The following is a 20658-nucleotide window of genomic DNA, read 5'->3' as shown; positions in this document are numbered from 1 at the left end:
AAAAATAAAGTATTTATGAACTACGGACAGCCACATGGAGTATTGCTTTTCTTCGCTAAGGGAAGAAACTGGCCGCGGGAGGACAGAAAGGCATGTCTGGCGGCGCAAAAGGAATTTTACCATCAGCTGCAACAGCAGGGAAAAGTGTTGCAAACCGGCCAGCAGATACACGAAGAATGCTTATTTGTCTCATTATCAATATCATCAGACGCAGAGTTGTGTGCTATACTGGCGAATGACCCTGCAATAAGGGCTGAAATAAGCCAAGTTATTCATGCTGTTCCATTTACGTCCTGAAAATAATCCCTCCCCCTTTATTTGCATTTATCGGAAACATAGAGTAATTTGTACATATGTGTATTGTAGTCAATGGATTGCGCAAACGTTTGCGTATTTCATAAAATACCGTACATTGTAAATCAATAGTTGTCTGATAGTAGAGCAAATTTTATCAATCAAAAAAGGCTTGTATCCCCGGAAAATTAAAGTGAGCAGTGGCACGATATGAAAAACAAGTGGCCGGTTTCAGGGGAATAGCCAGATATTTTTAAATAACCCTTACCTCATGGAAAGACGTAATTTTTTGAAGCAGGCAATTGTTACAGCTGCCGGCAGTGCATTGTTACCAGGCCTTGTTTCGGGCCGCTCCTTCTGGGAAGAGCAACAGCCGTTGTTAATTGACACTAAAATTCAGGGACGTACTTTTTCTCACTTCTGGAGTAAATGCATAGGCGCTGGCAGGGCCGGTGAAGCATTCCGCCCCGGGTCTCCCTGGCTGGAGCAACTGCAATTCACAAAAAAACACTGTGGCTTTGAATATTGTCGCTTTCATGGGATCTTTCACGATGATATGTCTGTATACCAGGGTGGTGTGTACAACTGGTTGAGAGTGGATGACCTTATTAACCGCATCCTGAAAACAGGCATGAAACCTTTTGTGGAACTGAGCTTCTTTCCGCGGGAAATAGCTGGTGGAACAAGTACAGCTTTCTGGTGGAAAGCTAATGTATCGCCCCCGGCTGATTTTTCTAAATGGGCGCAACTGGTTACCAATTTCACAAAACATTGTATAGAGAAGTTTGGTCAGCGGGAAGTCAGCACCTGGTATTTTGAAGTGTGGAATGAGCCTAATCAGAAAGCCATGTGGGATGGCAGCAAAAGCCAGTATTTCGCTATGTACAAAGCCACTGCACAGGCCATTAAGGCAGTATCGCCAGAGCTGAAAGTGGGAGGGCCTGCAACCAGCAATTTCGTGGGGGATGGCCGCTTTGACGGTGAAACAGAAGATAAATCAAAAATACTGACAGGTGGTACGGAAGATTTGGACAGCCTGCAATGGAAAGGCGTCTGGATCCAGGATTTCCTGGATTACTGCAAACGCGAACAGGCGCCTGTAGACTTTATTTCCACACATCCATATCCTACCGATTTCCCTTACAATAACAGCAAAGGCCGCACGCGCAGTTCAGATGCGACATTGAAAGATCTGCAATGGCTGAGAGCTGTGGTGGATAAAAGCGCCTTTCCAAAGGCCGAGATCCATCTGACAGAATGGGGCACCAGTTCTTCCGGCAGGGATGCTATGCATGACGCATTGCCGCCTGCTGCGTTCATCGTAAAGGCGAATGTTGATAGTATAGGTCTGGCTGACTCACTGTCCTACTGGTCGTTTACAGATTGCGGGGAAGAAGGTATCGGCGGACAGGGATTCTCGGGTGGATTCGGATTGCTAAACCATCAGGGGATTGCCAAACCATCTTTCCATGCTTACAGGATGCTGCATGCCCTGGGAGATGAGCTGCTCTACAACAAAGACGGGATTGTCGTAACTCGCCATAAGAGTACACAAAAGCTGACAACATTGGTGTATAACTATCCGACAGCAGTGAAAACGGCTCCGCCTTTCGGCGCTGCTGATACAGTGGATAGTACCCTTAAACAGGGAGAGCCGCGCAACTTCACGTTTAAGCTCATGAATACAAATAAAGATGCCCGTTTCAATGTGGAAATACTGGACAAGGAAAACGGCAATGCATTGTATGCCTGGAAGCAGGCCGGTAATCCGGATTCGCTGGCAGGAGATCAGCTGAAAACGATGCAGCAGATGGCGATGGCGGTGAAGGAAGAACAGGTGCTGTCCAGCAATGTGGGCGTGCTGCTGATCAGCAAAACGTTACAGCCATGGGATGTAATGCTGATCGATGAAACGGTTTAATTAGTTTACTGATGAGTTGCCAGTACAAGATGAAAGTGCGTAACCCACTGACAGATATGCAGTACCCCATTTTTATGTGTTAATACTACAGTTATTATTACAGACGGTTTGCATTCATAGATCATCATTTGTAATTTGCTTTCCCCAGCTATGGACTGTCTGCAGACATGGCTGATCTATTATAGGTCTAACACATTATCCAGTTATGAAAAAAATAACCCTGCTTGTACTAGGAGGCATCTTACCACTTTTGTCCTATGCTCAGCAATCATTGAAATTGTGGTACCGGCAACCGGCCGGCGATATATGGACGGCTGCGCTTCCCGTAGGGAATGGCCGCCTTGGAGGAATGGTATTCGGGAACCCCGCGGAAGAGGTCATTCAACTGAATGAAGGCACCGTCTGGACAGGTAGTCCTAACCGTAATGACAATCCTGAAGCGCTGGAAGCCCTGCCCAGGATCAGGCAGCTGATCTTCGAAGGTAAACAGAAGGAAGCCCAGGATCTGGCGGCGGAGAAGGTCGAGACCAAAACATCTAATGGACAAATGTTCCAGCCCGTAGGTAGCCTGCATCTGGCCTTTCCTGGCCATGAGCAGTACCAGGATTATTACCGGGAACTGGATATTGAAGAAGCGATCGCAAAAACTACCTATACAGTAAATGGTGTGCAATATACGCGGGAGGTATTTGCTTCAGTGCCGGCACAGACCATCATCGTACGGCTGAGCAGCAGCAAACCAGGTACATTGGGTTTCGCTGCTTATCTGACCACTCCACAAAAGAATGCTGTTGTAAAAGCAACAGGGAACGATCTTACGGTGAACGGTATGACAGGTAGTCACGAGACCGTGGAAGGAAAGGTGAAGTTCAACGGTATTGCAAAGATAATCGCCACAGGCGGCAGCGTGACCACCGGAGATACAGCCATCACGGTAAAGAACGCCAGCAGTGCGTTGATCTTTATTTCCATGGCTACCAATTATGTGAACTATCAGGACCTTAGCGCTGATGAGGTAAAGCGGGCAACTGCTTATCTGAATGCTGCGGTGAAGAAGCCTTATGTTACATTACTGAAGGAGCATACAGCTGCTTATCAACGTTATTTCAACCGTGTAAAGATAGACCTCGGTACTTCTGATGCGGCAAAAGAGCCTACTGACCTGCGACTGGCCAACTTCTCAAAGACATTTGATCCACAGTTCGTGTCGCTCTATTTCCAGTTTGGCCGTTACCTGCTGATATCCTGTTCTCAGCCGGGCGGACAACCCGCTAATTTGCAGGGTATCTGGAACGCAGAAATGAGGCCGCCATGGGATAGCAAATACACTATCAACATCAATACAGAAATGAACTACTGGCCGGCAGAAAAGGACAATCTGCCGGAAATGCATGAACCACTGATACAGATGGTCAAAGAACTGTCTGTAACAGGACAGGGCACTGCACGCACGATGTATGGCGCCAGGGGATGGGTTGCCCATCATAATACGGACCTCTGGCGTATTACAGGCCCTGTGGATAAGATCAACTGGGGGATCTGGAGCATGGGGGGCGCCTGGCTGGCCCAGCACCTCTGGGAGCGTTACCTCTACAATGGTGATAAACGTTATCTCGCCGATGTATACCCCGCTATTAAAGGTGCAGCACTGTTTTTCGTAGATGATCTTGTAGCAGATCCCAAACGGGGATACCTGGTGGTGAATCCTGGTCACTCGCCTGAAAATGCACCGGCTTCCAGACCCGGTGTTCATATGGATGCAGGTTGTACGATGGATAACCAGATCGTTTTTGATGCATTAAGTGCCGCTATCAATGCCGCTGACATCCTGGGGAAGGATAAGGCGCTGGTAGATACTTTCAGAATGGTACGTAAACGCCTGCCGCCAATGCAGATCGGTCAGTACGGACAATTGCAGGAGTGGATCGAAGACCTGGACAATCCTAAGGATGAACACCGGCATATATCACACTTATATGGTCTGTATCCCTCTTCCCAGATCTCTCCCGACCGTACGCCTTTACTGGCCAGTGCAGCCAACACTACCCTGATACAACGCGGTGATATTTCCACAGGGTGGAGTATGGGATGGAAGGTGAACTGGTGGGCCAGACTACGTAACGGAGATCATGCACTGAAACTTATCACCAACCAGTTAAGCCCTGTTGGTAAACGCGGGGGCGGTACTTATACCAATCTCTTTGATGCCCATGCGCCTTTTCAGATAGACGGTAACTTCGGATGTACATCCGGTATTACAGAAATGCTGATGCAAAGTCATGATGGTGCTATCCATGTATTGCCGGCATTGCCGCAGCAATGGAAGACAGGTAGTATAAAAGGCCTGCGTGCAAGAGGTGGATTTGTGGTGGAAGACCTGGTATGGCAGAATGGAAAATTGACTAAACTTGTTATTAAATCCACGCTGGGCGGTAACTGCCGTATCAGAAGTAATCAGCCCCTGAAAGCTGCGCATACATTGACAAAGGCGAGTGGTGAGAATAGTAATCCTTTTTACCAGGTAACGGCCGTGGCGGAGCCGCTGATACATAGTAAGGATGTGAAACCACTGGAGTTTGAGTCGACGAACTTGTATGATGTGCCGACGGAGAAGGGCAAGGTGTATGTGTTTGAGGCGATGTGAGGATAACTTCGACTGAATGATGTTTTTAATAAGGTTGCTCACCTGTTCCTATACCGGTTTATGAGACAGGTGAGCAACTTCCACACCCCATCTTTGAAATTCATAAGAAAACATTTGTTTTTGCTAATCTCCGCTTTTTACAAACAATGCATCTTTGTGTCAGTAAACTGAACAAGCAAAACATCGCTGCACCAAATGGTCGCCCGTAGTTAACTATTTATTAAACTATTCCGCCATGGCCGCGATCGGCAACAGCGGCGGGTACGTTTATTGATGCTCATGTGAGCAGATTGCTGAACAGCATAACGTAACAGATTTATCATACATATTTCAGGATTGATTATTAAAACATAAGAAAATGGCAACAAGCACAAAGAGTCTGACCTTCAGCTTAGGAGGCCAGCTTGAGATCAACCGTCTTGGTTACGGGGCAATGCAATTGACTGGAAAAGGCGTATTTGGAGAGGTAGCTGACCGCGAGAATGCGAAGAAAGTACTGCAGGCTGCTGTAGCCGGCGGTGTAAATTTCATCGATACTGCAGAAGCATATGGGCCTAAGTTGAATGAATCATTGATCGCTGATGCGCTTTACCCCTATAAAGATGACCTGGTAATCGCCACTAAAGGAGGCTTTAACCGCCCAGGCCCCGATCGGTGGACGCCTAATGGCGACCCTGCCTTTATCCGCGAGAACATTGAAGGTAGTCTCAAACGTTTAAAGGTCGACACTATTGATCTCTGGCAACTGCACCGTTTCGATCCTAATGTGCCGGTAGAAGAAACACTGGCGCCAGTGGTGGAGGCTGTGAACGCAGGGAAGATCAGGTATGTAGGTTTATCAGAAGTAGATATTAAACAGATCGAACAGGCTGAAAAAGTATTACCTATTGTATCTGTGCAGAATCTCTACAACCTGGGTAACCGTCAGTGGGAAGAAATTGTGGATTATACAGCTGAACGCGGACTGGCATTTATACCATGGTTCCCACTGGCTTCAGGTCCAGAGGCGCTGGCCGACAAGATCAGCAGAATTGCTGCTAAGCACAACGCGACAACGGCGCAGATAGCACTGGCCTGGTTGCTGAAACGCGCAGATAATATTCTGCTGATACCTGGCACCAGTTCTATAAAACACCTGGAAGAAAACCTGGCTGCTGCCGACATAGAGCTGACCGACGAAGAGTTCGAACAATTGTCAAAATAAGTATTACTTGATTGTGTAACAGGCCGCTTTGCTTCGTTTAGAACGGAGTAGGCGGTCTGTTGTGTATTATGCCGGCTGACGGATAAAAAACGGGAAAAATACCCGAATTGTGAGAATTAGTACAACTGGAAATTTCGGGATGTGGGACATATTTGTAGGGTAAATCTCAGACAGATATGATGACAATACTGGAATCCAAAACGATCGGTTTGTTACGCGATTTTCCTGAGCTGATTGCCGTGACGGGAGAGTGCCGGAAGGAGTTCTTCAAAATAGTAATGATCACCAGAGGCCTGGGCATACTCGCGATAGGAACGAGTACCTATTACATCGATGCACCCATGATCGTCTTCATTCATCCTTCAGATATCATTTCATGGAAGCAGCTATCTGATGATCATGAAGGCTATACCTGCTTTTTCCGGAAAGACCTGCTTGACCGGCATACGGTGCTAAAAACAACGATAGAAAAATATCTGCTGTTCAATGAAAAGGCTAACAATATCATCCGGCTATCGCTTACTGATATCAAAGTGCTGAATGGTATATTCGCCAATATGGAACAGGAAGAAAGACTGGGGCACCGGTTGAATGAAGATGCGATCAGAACCTATCTGCAGCTGCTGATGATACAGAGCGCCCGCATTTCCGGTTTTAAAGAGCCTGAACATATTTCTGATGAATACAGACATGTGCACGAGTTCTTCAATCTGCTGGAAAGAGAAACGGCAAATGTGAATTACACCCATCCTATTGCCAGGAAAACGGCAAAGGAATTTGCGGCCAGTCTGCGTATGCATCCAAATTATCTGAATACATTACTGAAGAAACATACGGGGCAGAACGTCAGTACGCATATCCGCAACCGTTTACTGGAAGAGGCCAAGATCCTGCTGTTACAAACAAACTGGACCTTGCAGGAAGTTGGTTATAGTATAGGCTTTGCAGAACAACCTAATTTTAGTTTGTTCTTTAAGAAGAACACCGGTATCACACCTGCAGAATTTAGAAGAAGGGCGGGGACTACAAACTAACAGCAGAAGAGATTGTCCTGCCGGATCAACCTCTTCTACTGCTATGATAGTTTAACGCTTAGCAGCACTTTCGATAACAGCAGCTACTTCTTTCGGATGAGAGATGAATACAACGTGGCTGGCTTTTATTCTGGTAACCTTAGCGCCGGAACGTTTTACCATGTTCTCCTGTATCACCGGATTAATGCTTTTGTCGTCAGTGGTCAGAACAGCGTAGCTGGGTTTTTCTTTCCACGCAGTATGTGTAGCAGGTGTGGTAAAACACTTCACAGAGATAGCTCCCTGGGATGCATACATAAATGCTGTTTTTTCTTTAGGCAGATCACCTGCAAATCCGTCATGGAACTTTGCTTCATCGTAGTATACAAATCCTTTATCATCCGGAGGGAGGATACCGTTCTCCGGAGCCGCAGGAGCGGTTTGTACCAGGTTTACCAGCGATTCACCGACTTCAGGTTCAAATGCCGCAACATATACCAGTGCCGCTACTTTGGGCGATACCCCTGCTTCGGTGATGATCATACCACCATAGGAATGGCCTACCAGGATAGTTGGACCATCCTGCTTATCGATCGCCCTATTGAGCGCCACCACGTCATCTTCCAGTGAGGTCATAGGATACTGTAACGCAGTTACATGATATCCTTTAGCTGCCAGGATTTTATATACACCTTCCCATCCGGAACCATCGGCGAAAGCGCCATGCACGAGAATAATATTCTTTACTTTAGCAGATTCCTGCGCCTTTATTGCGAAAGGGAATGCCATGATGAGTGCAGCAAACAATGTAGCACTGAGCCATTTTACCGGTCTGATTGAATTCATAAACTTTTTCATTTCGAGTGTTATTTATAGTGCAAAGATGCAGGGCGCATTTTGTGACCATCGTAGCAATATCAAATAAGCGGTATATGAATTTCAAATATTGACAGTTGCTTTTACCGTTTTTTATGTTTACTTTTTTCCTTTATAGTAAAACGTTATGATCACCTATGGCTCCACAAGTAATCACAATAAACTACACTCATGTTTTCTTATCCTGTTAGAATTGCATTAATCGCCGCTTTAGGCGGTTTCCTGTTTGGCTTTGAAACCGCGGTGATATCCGGTGCGGAAAAGACGATTATGGAATTATGGTCACTCAGTCCTTTCTGGCTGGGATTCACCGTTGCTTCCAGTCTGATCGGAACCGTACTGGGTTCACTGGTAGTGGGAATACCTGCCCGCGTTTATGGCCGTAAAAAGGTACTGCTGGCTATTGCTTTACTGTATGTCGTTTCAGCTATCGGCTGTGCTTCCATTTCTGCCTGGCTGTTGTTCGTATTGTTCCGCTTCATGGCGGGTGTTGCCGTTGGCGCATCGTCGGTAGTAGGACCCATGTATATTTCGGAGATCTCTCCGGCTTCGCTAAGGGGCAGACTGGCAGGGTCTTTCCAGTTGAATATAGTAGGTGGGATCTTCATCGCCTACCTGACCAACTTCCTGTTTGTGGGAATGGGAGATGATTCCTGGCGCTGGATGCTGGGCATTATGGTGGTGCCTGCAGCGCTGTTTGGGATATTGTTGAGAACGATCCCGGAAAGTCCCCGCTGGCTGATACTCAACAACCGGGAAGAGGAGGCGGTACCTGTTATGCAGCGCCTGCAGGAACCAGATGTTCCCGGCGCCATCAAAGCTATCAGGGAATCTGTTAAAACGCACCAGGAGAACCTGTTTCAGGCGAGGTATGCAAAGCCAATACTTTACGCGGTTTTACTGGCTATGTTCAACCAGTTATCGGGCATCAATGCCATCCTGTATTATGCTCCACGCATTTTCGAACTGGCAGGTTTCAGTAAAGCTGAAGCGTATCTTCAACCGGTATACATTGGTGCTGCCAATTTGTTATTCACCTTACTGGCCATGACCGTTATTGATAAATTCGGCCGTAAGACCCTGCTGCTGATCGGTTCCCTGGGGATGATCCTGTTCCTGGGCCTGACTGCCTACGCTTTCAGAGACCCGGCTCATCTGGGAGGGAATGTGCTGATCTACCTGATCGGATATATTGCCTTTTTTGCCTTCTCCCAGGGAGCGGTGATCTGGGTGTTCATCTCAGAGATCTTCCCCAACTCGGTACGATCACAGGGAGGAGCGCTGGGCAGTTTTACTCACTGGATAATGGCGGCCATCATATCCTGGACTTTCCCCATTATTGTGGCAGGCAGTGAAATGGGTGGATTTTACTCATTCGTGTTCTACAGCGGCATGATGCTGTTGCAGCTGCTGTTTATCTGGAAGGTGATGCCCGAAACGAAGGGGCGGTCTCTGGAAGAGATCCAGAAAGAACTGGGTATAGAGTAAGCTTTCTCCTGGTCTTCAACAAGTATATAGTCTCCTGCCTACAGGCGCTCTACTATAACATTACAGCCACTATCTATAGCCATCGCTATACAAAAGGAGCTGTAGGCAGGAGACTGTATGCTTGTTGAAGGCTTTCGTGACCGGAACTCATGTAGTCTTTTTACCGGTCATCCTGCAGGCGCGGTCCGGGTTCACTTTTATTTACTATTTTTAGTGATACTCGAAAAAATCAAACCAAACCAGCATGAAGCAATTATTAGTAGCCTTCACTTTATTGTTGTCCCCAGGCGTTTTGTTAGCCCAGAAAGGGGATTTTGTATTGAAGGGCAAAATCGGCAGTTGGAATGCACCTGCCAAACTGCAACTTGTTTACCGTAACGGAGGCGTTGACGTAAAAGACTCTGCCGACTTGAAAGACGGTACATTTCAATTTAAGGGAACGGTGGATGGTCCTTCTCAGGCCATGATGGTGTTAAAGCACGTCAATCCACCGGCCGACCCAAGGGCGCGTGATATGATCGTTTTCTACGTTGAGAAAGGCACGATTACCCTGAGCAGCCCGGACTCTTTGCAGAAGGTTACTTTTGCAGGCTCTCCGGTAAATGCTGATAATCAGCGCTTACAGGAAGCATTGAAGCCGGTAGGGGCACTTTTCGGACAATTGAACGCTGAGTACATGGCTGCCGACGAGCAGAAACGTGGCTCTCTCGAGTTCCGCCAGTACCTCGATCAGAAAGTAGACGAGATCCGCAAACAGGAGAAAGCTGTTTATGTGGATTTTGTAAAGAACAATCCGAAATCCATTATCAGTCTGGATGCCTTACAGCAATACTCAGGCGGTATGCCGGACGACCTGGGTCAGGTGGAGTCTATGTACAACAGCCTGGATGCCAAGGTGAAAAGTAGCAAAAACGGGCAGGAATATGCGAAGCTGCTGAATAGCTGGAAGAGCACTGCTATTGGCGCCGAAGCGCCGCTGTTCACACAGAATGACACCCTCGGTAAACCGGTGAACCTGAAGGACTTCCGTGGAAAATATGTGCTGGTTGACTTCTGGGCCTCCTGGTGTGGTCCCTGCCGTGCAGAGAACCCGCATGTAGTAGCAGCATACAACAATCACAAAGACAAGCCTTTCACCATTGTGAGCGTATCACTGGACCAGCCAAATGGACATGACGCCTGGCTGAAAGCGATTCATAAAGATAACCTGACCTGGACGCATGTGTCTGACCTCAAGTTCTGGGATAATGCCGTTGCAAAAATGTATGGTGTAAGGTCAGTACCACAGAATTTCCTGCTGGATCCGGAAGGAAAGATCGTGGCTAAGAACCTGAGAGGGGAGGAACTGGATAAACGTCTGAGTGAGATACTGAAGTAATCTACCGATAGTTATAAAATAGTCCATAGCAGATCGAAATTGTTGTAGGGTTTTTAGCAGATCAATGATTAAATTGGTATGTTAAGTAACCCGCGACAGGGCCGGTACGCTATGGGCTATTTGTTTTCAGGTAGTTTGTACGGACGGCCCCGGAGGCTTTAAATACGGAAAAATAACCGGATATGGATCTTTTTATAGAAGACAAAGATATTCAATGGGAAACGCCTGACCCGGGCATCCGCAGGAAGGTAATGGCTTATAATCAGCAGCTGATGCTGGTAAAGGTGGAATTTCAGCAAGGGGCGGTTGGAGCACTACATGAGCACTACCACTCACAGATCTCTCATGTGGAAAGTGGGGTGTTTGAGATCACGATTGATGGCGAGAAGAAAGTGCTGAAAGCAGGGGATGCCTATTACATTCCCCCGCATGTTGTGCATGGCGCCCTGTGCCTGGAGCCGGGTGTGCTGATAGACGTGTTTAGTCCTCACCGCGAGGACTTTGTTAAGTAATGTGATGATTTCCAGTTATGAGGACATGTTATATTTTAGCGGCCTCTGGAAATTCAGTACATTTATTCTGTTCAATTTTTCACCCTAAAAGCGAATAATATGTTGTCACAAAGAATGCAGGAGGCCCTGAACCGTCAGGTGGTAATGGAAGCTCAGTCTTCCCAGGCTTATCTGGCAATGGGCAGCTGGGCTGAAATACAGCCCGGTCTGAAAGGCGTAACAAAGTTTTTCTTCAAGCACAGCGATGAGGAGCGTTTCCATATGCTGAAGCTGATCCATTATATCAACGAAAGGGGCGGTTTTGCGATCATACCGGCATTGGCGCAACCTGTGCTAACGTTTGTTTCTCTGAAAAAAGCGTTTGAAGAGCTGTTTGCACATGAGGTAAAGGTGAGTGAAAGTATTAACGAGCTGGTGGACATCGCCTTACAGGAAAAGGACTATGCCACCCACAATTTTCTGCAATGGTATGTAAATGAGCAGATTGAGGAAGAACGGGTAGCCAGGGAATGTAATGATAAGCTGGAGTTGATCGGCGATGACAAGAGTGGTTTGTATCTGTTTGACCGTGATATTATGACTATGGAACAGGAATAAATTGATTTACAATTATTTATATGCCCGCTCTGCGTAAGCAGGACGGGTTTTTTATTGCCCCTCAATAAGCCCTGTTTTTCTAATGTATGGCAGATAATATATATTATAAATAATTAATTCAGAAAGTTTTATTATTTTTATTTGACATATACTTTTACTACATTGCTGTCTGAAATATAATGAAAAGTTAGAATGCAAAAGGAGGTTAATATAAATGATCTATGGGAGCGCATCACGGTTGATAGCGATTCTAAATCATTTGAGGTTTTTTTCCATGAATTAAACCCGAGGCTCGTTAAGTTTTGCACAATGTACGTTCATTATCAACAAGTTGCGGAAGAGATAGTTTCCGATGTATTTGTAAAATGCTGGATGGACAGAGCGAAAATGAGGGACGTTCTCAAGCCTGAGACGTACCTTTTTATTGCTGTAAAGAACCATGCACTGAATTATAATAAGCGTTTTTCCAGTACTCAACTGGTGAATATAGACGATCACGAGGGCGGCGCGCAGCTGGTAAATGCGGCCTCTCCCGAGATGGAATTAGAAAAGAAAGAGTTGTTTTTCAGGATGGACCAGGCTATTTCTTCCCTGCCCCGCCAGTGTAGCATTATTTTCCGGCTGGTGAAGGAAAACGGGATGAAATACAAGGAGGTAGCGGAGATCCTGAATATATCCCCCCGTACTGTGCATACGCAGATGCTGCGTGCTATGAAAAAGATGACAGTTGCTATGGAGCCTTATCTGAAAAAGGCAGGCAAGCAGACGTCGGATAATATTACCGATAGTATTATAACGACATTGCTGATAATATCAATATTTATGGGTAATTAACCCTTTAATATATATGTTAAAAAAATTTTTAAACCTTGTAAGCATATTAGGTACTAAATGTTGTCTTATATACAAAGGGTTATTCCATCGGACAATGAGTGAACGTTTTTTTGAAATTGTTATAAAGGACCTGGCTGGTGATTCAACACCAGAAGAAGGCCAGGAACTGAAACATATCATGAGTGAGGATGCTGTCTTCGCCAGACAGTATGAGCTGTTCCGCATGTACTGGGCCCAGAATCATCATGATCATATTGACAGCAGAAGACTTTTTTCTAATGTGCAGACGCGTATCAGTGAATTGGAGAAAGAAGCCGGTACGTCAGTCATCGAGCCACTGATGACGCCAGTACGCGGTAAAGGCCGCCTGGTATGGATGTCTGGTGTTGCTGCTGCGGTAGCGCTCCTGATCACCGCCGGCGTGTACTATTACAACTCACTGCATGAGCCGCTTATCGCCAAGTACACCTCAAAAGGGGAGAAATCCACTTTTATGATGGAGGACGGCACGCGGGTTACGCTGAATGCGGACAGTAAGCTGGAGTATGCAGCTAATTTCCCGCAGGAAAGCCGTGAAGTGTACCTGACAGGGGAGGCTTTCTTTGATGTGCACAGCGATGCGCAGAAGCCTTTCATCATTCATGCCAATAACATGGATATCAAAGTGTTGGGTACAGCTTTCAACGTAAAATCCTATCCTAACGAAACATCAACAGAAGCAACACTGTTGAAAGGGGCAATAGAAGTAACGGTTGCGGACAATCCATCTGAAAAGATTGTACTGAAACCATCCCAGAAACTTGTCGTAAACAATGACGACTCCAGGAAAAAGAGCTCAGTAAGCCTGAAAGAAGCCGCACCGGCATTAACTACAATGACCTACTTCCAGCAAAAGGATACCGTGATCATGGAAACATCCTGGCTGCAGAACAAGCTGGTGTTCCAGGATGAAGATTTCGAAACACTTGCAAGGAGGATGGAACGCTGGTATAATGTCAGTATCCGTTTTAACCGGAATGGTATGAAGCAGCTGAGGTTTACCGGTATCCTGGAGGGAGAAACAGTCGCAGAAGCATTTAGCGCACTGCACCTGACGGAAGATTTCAGTTACAGAATAGAAGATTCGACGATAGTTATATATTAATCAGGAAAGTACGGAAAAAGAAAAACGATTTTAAATTATCCTTTCAAACATTGAAAGGTGAGATGAGGACCCTATGAAGCCGATACCTATGTCTATGATTACACCGTATGTATTCGCTTGTTCATTTCACCAGAAACAAAGTATTAACGCCTAAAATTTTGTCTATGGGAAAAGAGATCGACTACTACTAGATAAAGCAGGCACCGTTTTTAAATGGTACCTGCCGGCAAAGAAACTTATATCCTTGAAATGAATGGTTTTTTGAACAATCCTGACATTTGAAAGACTTTAATCACCCTTAACATCTAAGTTATGACGTTTATCCTACGCCCCAGGGGCGTAAAGATCCCTTACGGGCTTTTAAAGCCAATGCTACTTATGAATTTGGTACTAGGACTAATGCTTACCATGAGTCTGAATGTACTGGCGGGTTCCCGCGCAACCAAGATCACTCTTAACCTCCGTGACGTTGAATTTAAAAAAGTGCTGACTGTAATTGAAAGTCAGAGCGATTACCGTTTTATGTTCAGCAACAGGAACATTCCGAGTGATAACAAAGTAGATATTAACGTAAAAGACGCACAGATCACTACAGTAATGGATCTGATATTGAACAATTCCGGTTTTACTTACCAGGAACTGTCCAACAATCTGATCGTTATCATGCCGAAAGGCGCTCAGCTGAAAGCTATTAAAGTTACCGGTAAGGTATTAGACCAGACTGGTGAGGCTTTGATCGGGGCTTCTGTAAAGATTAAAGGGACTTCTGATGGGGTAGCAACGGATGAAAATGGTGCATTTACCATTAGCGTTCCGGATGATGCAGTATTGTTAGTGTCTTATGTAGGTTTTAAAACACAGGAGATCCCTGTAAATGGTAAAACCGCTATCACTATCACACTGCAGCCAAATGAAAAAATGATGAATGAAGTGGTAGTAACTGCACTGGGTATCAAAAGAGAGCAAAAGGCTCTCGGGTACGCAGTAAGTACTATCACTTCTGAACAGATCACTGCTGCTGGCGCCACCAACTTCGCCTCTGCCTTATATGGTAAGGCAGCTGGTGTGAAGATCACTACTGCTCCCGGTGGTGCTACGAGCGCGGTGAATATACAGATCCGTGGTGTGAACTCCCTCAACTACAACACGCAACCGCTGTATGTAGTAGATGGTGTGCAGATCAGGAATAACAACGAAAAAGGTGCAGCAGGTACTAACAACAATGATTACTGGGCTGACCCACGTATCCGTGGTAATGGTATCCTCGATATCAACCCTGCAGACATCGAAAGCCTGACGGTATTGAAAGGTGCAAGTGCTACCGCTCTGTATGGTTCTGATGCTGCGAGTGGTGTTGTGGTAATTACTACCAAAAAAGGTATGAAGGGTAGAGGTTTGGGTGTTGATCTGAACTATTCACATACCGCCGAGCGAATTGCTTTTGCTCCTCAGTATCAGAACGTCTACGGTCCTGGTTATGACAGAAAGACCGCCGGTTCAAATACTAACGTTGATGGCTGGGTCCCCATTGGAACAGATGGAACGGTAAGGCCTTACTTCAGGGCCTACGCCCAGTTCGGTCCGAAAATGGATGGACAGATGGTGCCCTGGTGGGATGGTAGTATGCATCCTTATTCACCCCAACCCGACAACTATAAACAACTCTTTCAGAAGGGATACAATTCAAATTTGAATGTATCCCTTTCGAACATGACGGAAAAAGCGAATTACCGCTTCTCTTATACCCGCAGCGATTATAAAGGTATCCAGGTTGGTGGCAATCAGCAGCGTAATACTTTTAATCTGAACAGTACTATCAAGCTGCATAACAAAGTAAGCCTGGATGTTGTAGGTGGTTATGTAAATACAAAGATCACGAACCGTCCGCTGCAAATGGCACGTATCTTCAACGATTTTAACGGATTCTTCTCACGTGCCGAGGATATGGGTATCATATTCGATAAATATAAGACCTCCAAGGGATACAAATGGGTACCATATGATAAGCCACAGTGGAACCCTGACGAGGCTTTAAAATATAACATACGTCCGTCAGAAGTACTGAACCTGCTGTGGTATCAGCTGCGTAACCAGGAGATTGAAAAGCAGGATCGTTTATTGTCCAGCGTAACATTGAACATTGATCTGGCGAAAGGCCTGAGGTTTCGTACCAGGATAGGTAACGACTTTACGAGCCTGAATATCGAAACCAAGAAGTACAACGAGTATCCGATCGCATTCAACGGCGGAACGAGCACAGGTCAATATGCAGTGGCTAAAGGACGTTATTCTATCTTTTATAGCGATCAGTTGCTGACCTTTGCCAAAGATGAGGAAACGAGGAAATTTGGATACTCATTCAGCGCCGGTCTGCAGACACGTAAAGAAACCTACAGTGATCAGAATTCTTCTACCAATGGTGGTCTGGTTACTGCAAACTGGTTCAGTATCAATAACTCCTACAATGTTCAGAATACGTCAGAACAGCGTAGTGGAGCGTTTAAGTACGCTTACCTGGGTATCATGAACCTGAGCTACATGAACTACTTATTCCTGGAAGGTACTGCCCGTCAGGAGTATTCATCAACACTTCCTTCCGGCAATAACAGTTACTTCTATCCATCAGTGAACACGAGCTTCGTCTTCACAGAGGCTTTCCATCTGCCAACCCTCTTTACTTACGGTAAGGTGCGTGCTTCTTACGGTCTCGTAGGTAATGCTCCTCCTCCGTTTGAGTCGAACGTTACCTATACGCAGAAACCAATTTCTTCTGTTAATGGTTCTGTACCCTTGCTGGTAGCGCAGAATAACTATGGTAACGAAGCGCTGAAGTCAGAGAAGAAAAAAGAACTGGAAATCGGTACAGAGGTAAAAATGCTTGGAAATCGTCTGGGTGTAGATATCTCTTATTATAACAGCCGTGTAACTGACCTGTTGATGCGTTTGAACGTTGCAGTAAGTAATGGTGCAAACACAAGGATCACCAACGTAGGTGAACTACACAGTAAAGGTCTGGAGGTTGCATTGACCGCTACGCCTGTTTCAAGGAAGATCAAATGGAGTACCCGTTTGAACTTTGCGACAAATACATCCCGTGTTGAACAGTTGACGCCAGGTGTAAACCAGATCGTGATGCTGTGGGCAGCAAGGAACGCCCTGAAAGTGGTTGCGGAGAAAGGCCAGCCGATTGGTAATATTTATATGTACCCGCGCCTGACAGATAGCAAAGGTAATTTTGTGATTGATGACAATGGACTGTATGTTATTGACGAGACCAGGTACGAGAAAATGGGCAACCTGCTTCCTAAGATAGTAGGTGGTTTTGCGAACACGATCAACTATCATAACCTGTCCCTCGACTTCATGATTGACTACCGTTTCGGTGGAATGATCGTATCTACGCCACTAAAATATCAGACTGCTGCAGGTATGTTTAAAAATACCCTGGAAGGTCGTGATGAAGAACACGGCGGTATCCCATATTACATCAATACAGCTGGTGAGATGGTACAGCTTCCAAGTCATACCTCAGTTCCTCCAAATGGAAAGGCTTATCATGATGGTATGATCCTGAATGGTGTAACTAAAAGTGGCCAGCCAAACACTAAACTAATTCAGGCGGGATATTACTATTTTAGCACGTTTAATGATAATTCTCAATCCTGGAACATACCAGCCCTGCAAAAGAACGACTATGCAAAACTGCGCGAGCTGGTACTATCTTACACCGTTTCAAAAGGAACAGCGGCTAAACTGCGTTTGCAAAGCCTGCGCCTGTCGCTGATAGGAAGAAACCTCATGTATGTTTACAGAACTATGAAGAATCTTGATCCTGAAGCGCCAATGGGTGGTAGCTGGTTAAAACAGGGTATAGATGAAGGTTCTTCCGGTGCTACCCGTAGCTATGGTTTCAGCTTAAACGCCAGTTTCTAATTAATTTATTGTGACTTGCTACAAACAGTTATGATTATGAAGAAAATACTAATAAATATAGGTTGTGTCACGGCCCTTGCCATTGGTATGGCAGGTTGCAAAAGCCAGCTCGATGATTACTACGTAGACCCTGACAAAACAACTAATCCTACTATTGAGAAACTCTTCTCATCCATAGAGGATAATAACCGCGCAAGACCGAACTATACGGAAATGCGTACAATTGCTTTGCCAATGCTGGCTGCATTCTGTCAGACAGCTACGATAGACAATAAAGAGGAGAGGTATCTGCAGCCTGCAGGACCTGTGCAGGATCTTTGGAATGATTATTATACGCCAAGTAACCAGGGAACTGATCTGAACTATAATACCGGTAATGGTGTTGTGGCCCAGTATCGCACCATGCAACGTCTTTATAGTAACCTGCCGCTTGATGAACGCCCTAACTTCCAGATCTTCATGATGGCGGGCAAGGCATTGTTACTTGACCAGACAGCACAGATGATCGATATGTTTGGTGATATTCCCTTTACCGAGGCAGGATCACTGGATATGAGCAACACCATATCAAACGCAAAATTCCAGGATCAGAAGGCGCTTTATGATACCGTGCTGATAGGATTGAAGGATGTCGCTGACTGGTTTACCGGTACAACTCCGAATGCCATTGCAAGTGCATCTTTCACAGCGCAGGACTATCTCATGAGAGGAAGTATCGATAAATGGCGCCGTTATGTGAATTCCATCCGTCTGCGCTATCTGATGCGCATTTCTATGGTTGATGAAGCAAGAGCAAGAACAGAGGTACAGGAAATCCTCGCTAATCCGATCTTATATCCACTGGTGGACGGGGATGGCGTGGGTGATAACTATAGCCCGGCAAGTACTGATATATTATTATATCAGCTGACAAATTATAGCAATACGCCGATGGCTGCATTTACAGAGATCAGGGGACAGATTGCTCCTGACTACATGCTGAACACTGTGATGAAACCGGCAAATGATCCACGCATTCCGTTTATGTTTGACAAGAACACCTCTAAAGAGGGTAAGCCTAATAAGGAATATGTTGCGATGCCTAACACGGCAATTCTCCAGGGGGATAGCATTTCTTACTTTGCAACATATGACTCCACTACTTACCTGACCAATGGTAAATTGCCTGGTATTTACATATCTGCTTCTGAAGTAAACTTCCTGAAAGCTGAGGCGTTCGAACGCTGGGGATTAACCGGTGGTACTGCGCAGCAAAGCTATGAACTGGGTGTTCGCCAGGCCATCGCATTCATGTATTTCCTGTATAGTCAGAACCCTAACAACCGCGAAGGCTTAACAATGCCATCATCGATCACAATTAGTCAGTTCCTGACACAGCCTTCCATTGCTTATTCGGGTGATTCCAATGCGAAGCTCGCAAAAATATGGACGCAGAAGTGGCTGCATTTCAACGTGCTGCAGGCAAGGCAGGCCTGGGCGGAATGGCGCCGCACTGGTTATCCGCAGGTATACACCGTACCGTCAGGAAGGGCTGGTTACGAACTGCCTCCTACCAGGTTCCTTTATCCTGCGAGCGAGGTGGCTTATAACAGCAGCTATGATGACGCGATGAGGGCAAAAGATAGACGTGACGCAAAAATTTTCTGGATGAAAGAATAACAGACAGGATGTAAGAATTATAATTTAGATGGGGGGCAAGGCCACAAAGCTAACAATGGCAGACATTGTTATCTTTGTGGCCTTGTCAATTTTAAGCGGAGTACAATGAAAAGATATCTTCTCACAGCCGGGCTGATAATAGCCTCATTCTGGCAGGCATCAGCGCAGCAGAAGGCGGTATTGGTAAAAGACGAATTTATTATGCAGCACCCGCCTGTACCGGCGGCGCATGCTTCGACCATTACAGAATTACCGGGAGGGGAGCTGCTGGCTGCCTGGTTTGGAGGTAGCCGGGAAAGTGCGCCTGACGTTTGTATCTATACTTCCCGTTTTCACAAAGGAAAGTGGTCAGCACCGGTTATTGCTGCTACCGGTATTGTGAACGATTCCACCCGGTATGCCGCCTGGAATCCTGTACTGCTAACTACGCACACCGGCAGGATACTTTTATTCTATAAAGTGGGGCCTAATCCCCGTGAATGGTGGGGCCTTATGCAATCCAGTACTGACAACGGCCGTAGCTGGTCGCCCGCTGAACGGCTACCCGAGGGTATCCTGGGGCCGATCAAAAATAAACCGGTGCAACTGGCAGACGGCAGCATTCTGCATCCTTCCAGTACAGAAAGTCTGGACGAGAAGCAATGGCATATACACATGGAAATTTCAGACAGCACAGGGCATCATTGGAAGCGTATAGCGATAGATTGTGATACATTTGGGGTGATACAGCCTTCCGTACTTTTCCATGCCGGCAATCGCCTGCAAATGGTATGCAGAAGCCGTCAGAATGTGATTGTCCAGACTTGGTCGGATGATAACGGGCAAACCTGGTCGCCCCTGAGCAGGCAGACCATCAGGAACCCTAATTCCGGTATTGATGCTGTGACCACGAAAAAAGGGCTTCAGGTATTGGTATATAATCCGGCGATAGCAGGGAAGGACTGGTGGTTGGGGAGAAATGAACTGCGGGTGGCGGTGTCAAAAGACGGAGAACATTGGAACGATGTGTATGAACTGGTGAAACAGCCGAAAGGGGAGTTTAGTTACCCGGCGGTTATCCAGACGAAAGACGGACTGTTACATATTACTTATACGTACAATCGTGAGAATATTAAACATGTGGTGCTGAAGTTGGCAAACAACTAAGTATTGATGTGTTAA

15 protein-coding genes are annotated in these 20658 nt (G+C 46.0%); 14 read left to right on the top strand and 1 reads right to left on the bottom strand.

From position 1 onward, the window contains the following. Positions 1–15 precede the first annotated feature (15 nt). The 5 genes from L3C95_RS26560 to L3C95_RS26540 all read left to right on the top strand — a co-directional run bounded on the left by L3C95_RS26560 (position 16) and on the right by L3C95_RS26540 (position 7097). Positions 16–297, top strand: coding sequence for a hypothetical protein (locus tag L3C95_RS26560; RefSeq protein ID WP_236392512.1), 282 nt, complete (start codon positions 16–18; stop codon positions 295–297). Positions 298–565: 268 nt separating this feature from the next. Then, positions 566–2215, top strand: coding sequence for a GH39 family glycosyl hydrolase (locus L3C95_RS26555; RefSeq protein WP_236392510.1), 1650 nt, complete (start codon positions 566–568; stop codon positions 2213–2215). Positions 2216–2420: 205 nt separating this feature from the next. Next, entirely contained in the window at positions 2421–4859 is a 2439-nt protein-coding gene (locus L3C95_RS26550; protein ID WP_236392508.1) for a glycosyl hydrolase family 95 catalytic domain-containing protein, read from the top strand. Between the two features lie 358 nt (positions 4860–5217). Further along, on the top strand, positions 5218–6063 hold the full coding sequence (locus L3C95_RS26545; RefSeq protein WP_236392507.1) for an aldo/keto reductase: 846 nt from the start codon (positions 5218–5220) through the stop codon (positions 6061–6063). Positions 6064–6239: 176 nt separating this feature from the next. Continuing rightward, positions 6240–7097 carry an AraC family transcriptional regulator gene (locus L3C95_RS26540; protein ID WP_236392505.1) on the top strand — a complete coding sequence of 286 codons (858 nt, stop codon included), beginning with the start codon at positions 6240–6242 and terminating at the stop codon, positions 7095–7097. A gap of 51 nt (positions 7098–7148) precedes the next feature. Here the strand turns inward: L3C95_RS26540 and L3C95_RS26535 are convergent, their stop codons facing one another. Then, entirely contained in the window at positions 7149–7922 is a 774-nt protein-coding gene (locus L3C95_RS26535) for an alpha/beta hydrolase (RefSeq protein WP_236392503.1), read from the bottom strand. Between the two features lie 201 nt (positions 7923–8123). Between L3C95_RS26535 and L3C95_RS26530 the strand changes: the two genes are divergently transcribed. The 9 genes from L3C95_RS26530 to L3C95_RS26490 all read left to right on the top strand — a co-directional run bounded on the left by L3C95_RS26530 (position 8124) and on the right by L3C95_RS26490 (position 20643). Further along, complete coding sequence (locus tag L3C95_RS26530) at positions 8124–9440, top strand: sugar porter family MFS transporter (RefSeq protein WP_236392501.1); 1317 nt, start codon at positions 8124–8126, stop codon at positions 9438–9440. 244 nt (positions 9441–9684) lie between these two features. Beyond that, positions 9685–10818, top strand: coding sequence for a TlpA disulfide reductase family protein (locus tag L3C95_RS26525; RefSeq protein ID WP_236392499.1), 1134 nt, complete (start codon positions 9685–9687; stop codon positions 10816–10818). Between the two features lie 182 nt (positions 10819–11000). After that, a complete protein-coding gene (locus tag L3C95_RS26520; RefSeq protein ID WP_236392497.1) occupies positions 11001–11330 on the top strand; it encodes a cupin domain-containing protein in 330 nt (109 codons plus the stop codon). Between the two features lie 99 nt (positions 11331–11429). Continuing rightward, the gene (locus L3C95_RS26515) at positions 11430–11927 is read left to right on the top strand and encodes a ferritin (RefSeq protein WP_236392495.1); all 498 of its coding nucleotides are present in this window, start codon (positions 11430–11432) and stop codon (positions 11925–11927) included. Positions 11928–12119: 192 nt separating this feature from the next. Next, positions 12120–12761, top strand: coding sequence for an RNA polymerase sigma-70 factor (locus L3C95_RS26510; RefSeq protein ID WP_262915971.1), 642 nt, complete (start codon positions 12120–12122; stop codon positions 12759–12761). Between the two features lie 94 nt (positions 12762–12855). Next, positions 12856–13905, top strand: coding sequence for a FecR family protein (locus L3C95_RS26505; RefSeq protein ID WP_236392490.1), 1050 nt, complete (start codon positions 12856–12858; stop codon positions 13903–13905). A 378-nt stretch (positions 13906–14283) separates the two neighbouring features. Further along, on the top strand, positions 14284–17838 hold the full coding sequence (locus L3C95_RS26500; RefSeq protein ID WP_236392488.1) for a SusC/RagA family TonB-linked outer membrane protein: 3555 nt from the start codon (positions 14284–14286) through the stop codon (positions 17836–17838). Between the two features lie 36 nt (positions 17839–17874). After that, positions 17875–19497: a SusD/RagB family nutrient-binding outer membrane lipoprotein gene (locus L3C95_RS26495; protein WP_236392486.1), complete on the top strand. Its 1623-nt coding sequence runs from the start codon at positions 17875–17877 to the stop codon at positions 19495–19497. A gap of 105 nt (positions 19498–19602) precedes the next feature. After that, on the top strand, positions 19603–20643 hold the full coding sequence (locus L3C95_RS26490) for a sialidase family protein (protein ID WP_236392484.1): 1041 nt from the start codon (positions 19603–19605) through the stop codon (positions 20641–20643). Positions 20644–20658: the final 15 nt, after the last annotated feature.

The sequence above is a fragment of the Chitinophaga filiformis genome, assembly GCF_021646545.1.
In the GTDB taxonomy this organism is placed as follows: domain Bacteria; phylum Bacteroidota; class Bacteroidia; order Chitinophagales; family Chitinophagaceae; genus Chitinophaga; species Chitinophaga filiformis_A.
Note: the sequence above shows the minus strand (reverse complement) of the source record. Positions and strands in the feature narration are given on the sequence as shown.

Coding starts and splice junctions, on each gene's coding strand:
- L3C95_RS26510 (WP_262915971.1), top strand. CDS start 12,120: ATGCAAAAGGAGGTTAATATAAATGATCTATGGGAGCGCATCACGGTT.
- L3C95_RS26550 (WP_236392508.1), top strand. CDS start 2,421: ATGAAAAAAATAACCCTGCTTGTACTAGGAGGCATCTTACCACTTTTG.
- L3C95_RS26490 (WP_236392484.1), top strand. CDS start 19,603: ATGAAAAGATATCTTCTCACAGCCGGGCTGATAATAGCCTCATTCTGG.
- L3C95_RS26530 (WP_236392501.1), top strand. CDS start 8,124: ATGTTTTCTTATCCTGTTAGAATTGCATTAATCGCCGCTTTAGGCGGT.
- L3C95_RS26500 (WP_236392488.1), top strand. CDS start 14,284: ATGAATTTGGTACTAGGACTAATGCTTACCATGAGTCTGAATGTACTG.
- L3C95_RS26520 (WP_236392497.1), top strand. CDS start 11,001: ATGGATCTTTTTATAGAAGACAAAGATATTCAATGGGAAACGCCTGAC.
- L3C95_RS26545 (WP_236392507.1), top strand. CDS start 5,218: ATGGCAACAAGCACAAAGAGTCTGACCTTCAGCTTAGGAGGCCAGCTT.
- L3C95_RS26505 (WP_236392490.1), top strand. CDS start 12,856: ATGAGTGAACGTTTTTTTGAAATTGTTATAAAGGACCTGGCTGGTGAT.
- L3C95_RS26495 (WP_236392486.1), top strand. CDS start 17,875: ATGAAGAAAATACTAATAAATATAGGTTGTGTCACGGCCCTTGCCATT.
- L3C95_RS26535 (WP_236392503.1), bottom strand. CDS start 7,922: ATGAATTCAATCAGACCGGTAAAATGGCTCAGTGCTACATTGTTTGCT.
- L3C95_RS26525 (WP_236392499.1), top strand. CDS start 9,685: ATGAAGCAATTATTAGTAGCCTTCACTTTATTGTTGTCCCCAGGCGTT.
- L3C95_RS26560 (WP_236392512.1), top strand. CDS start 16: ATGAACTACGGACAGCCACATGGAGTATTGCTTTTCTTCGCTAAGGGA.
- L3C95_RS26515 (WP_236392495.1), top strand. CDS start 11,430: ATGTTGTCACAAAGAATGCAGGAGGCCCTGAACCGTCAGGTGGTAATG.
- L3C95_RS26555 (WP_236392510.1), top strand. CDS start 566: ATGGAAAGACGTAATTTTTTGAAGCAGGCAATTGTTACAGCTGCCGGC.
- L3C95_RS26540 (WP_236392505.1), top strand. CDS start 6,240: ATGATGACAATACTGGAATCCAAAACGATCGGTTTGTTACGCGATTTT.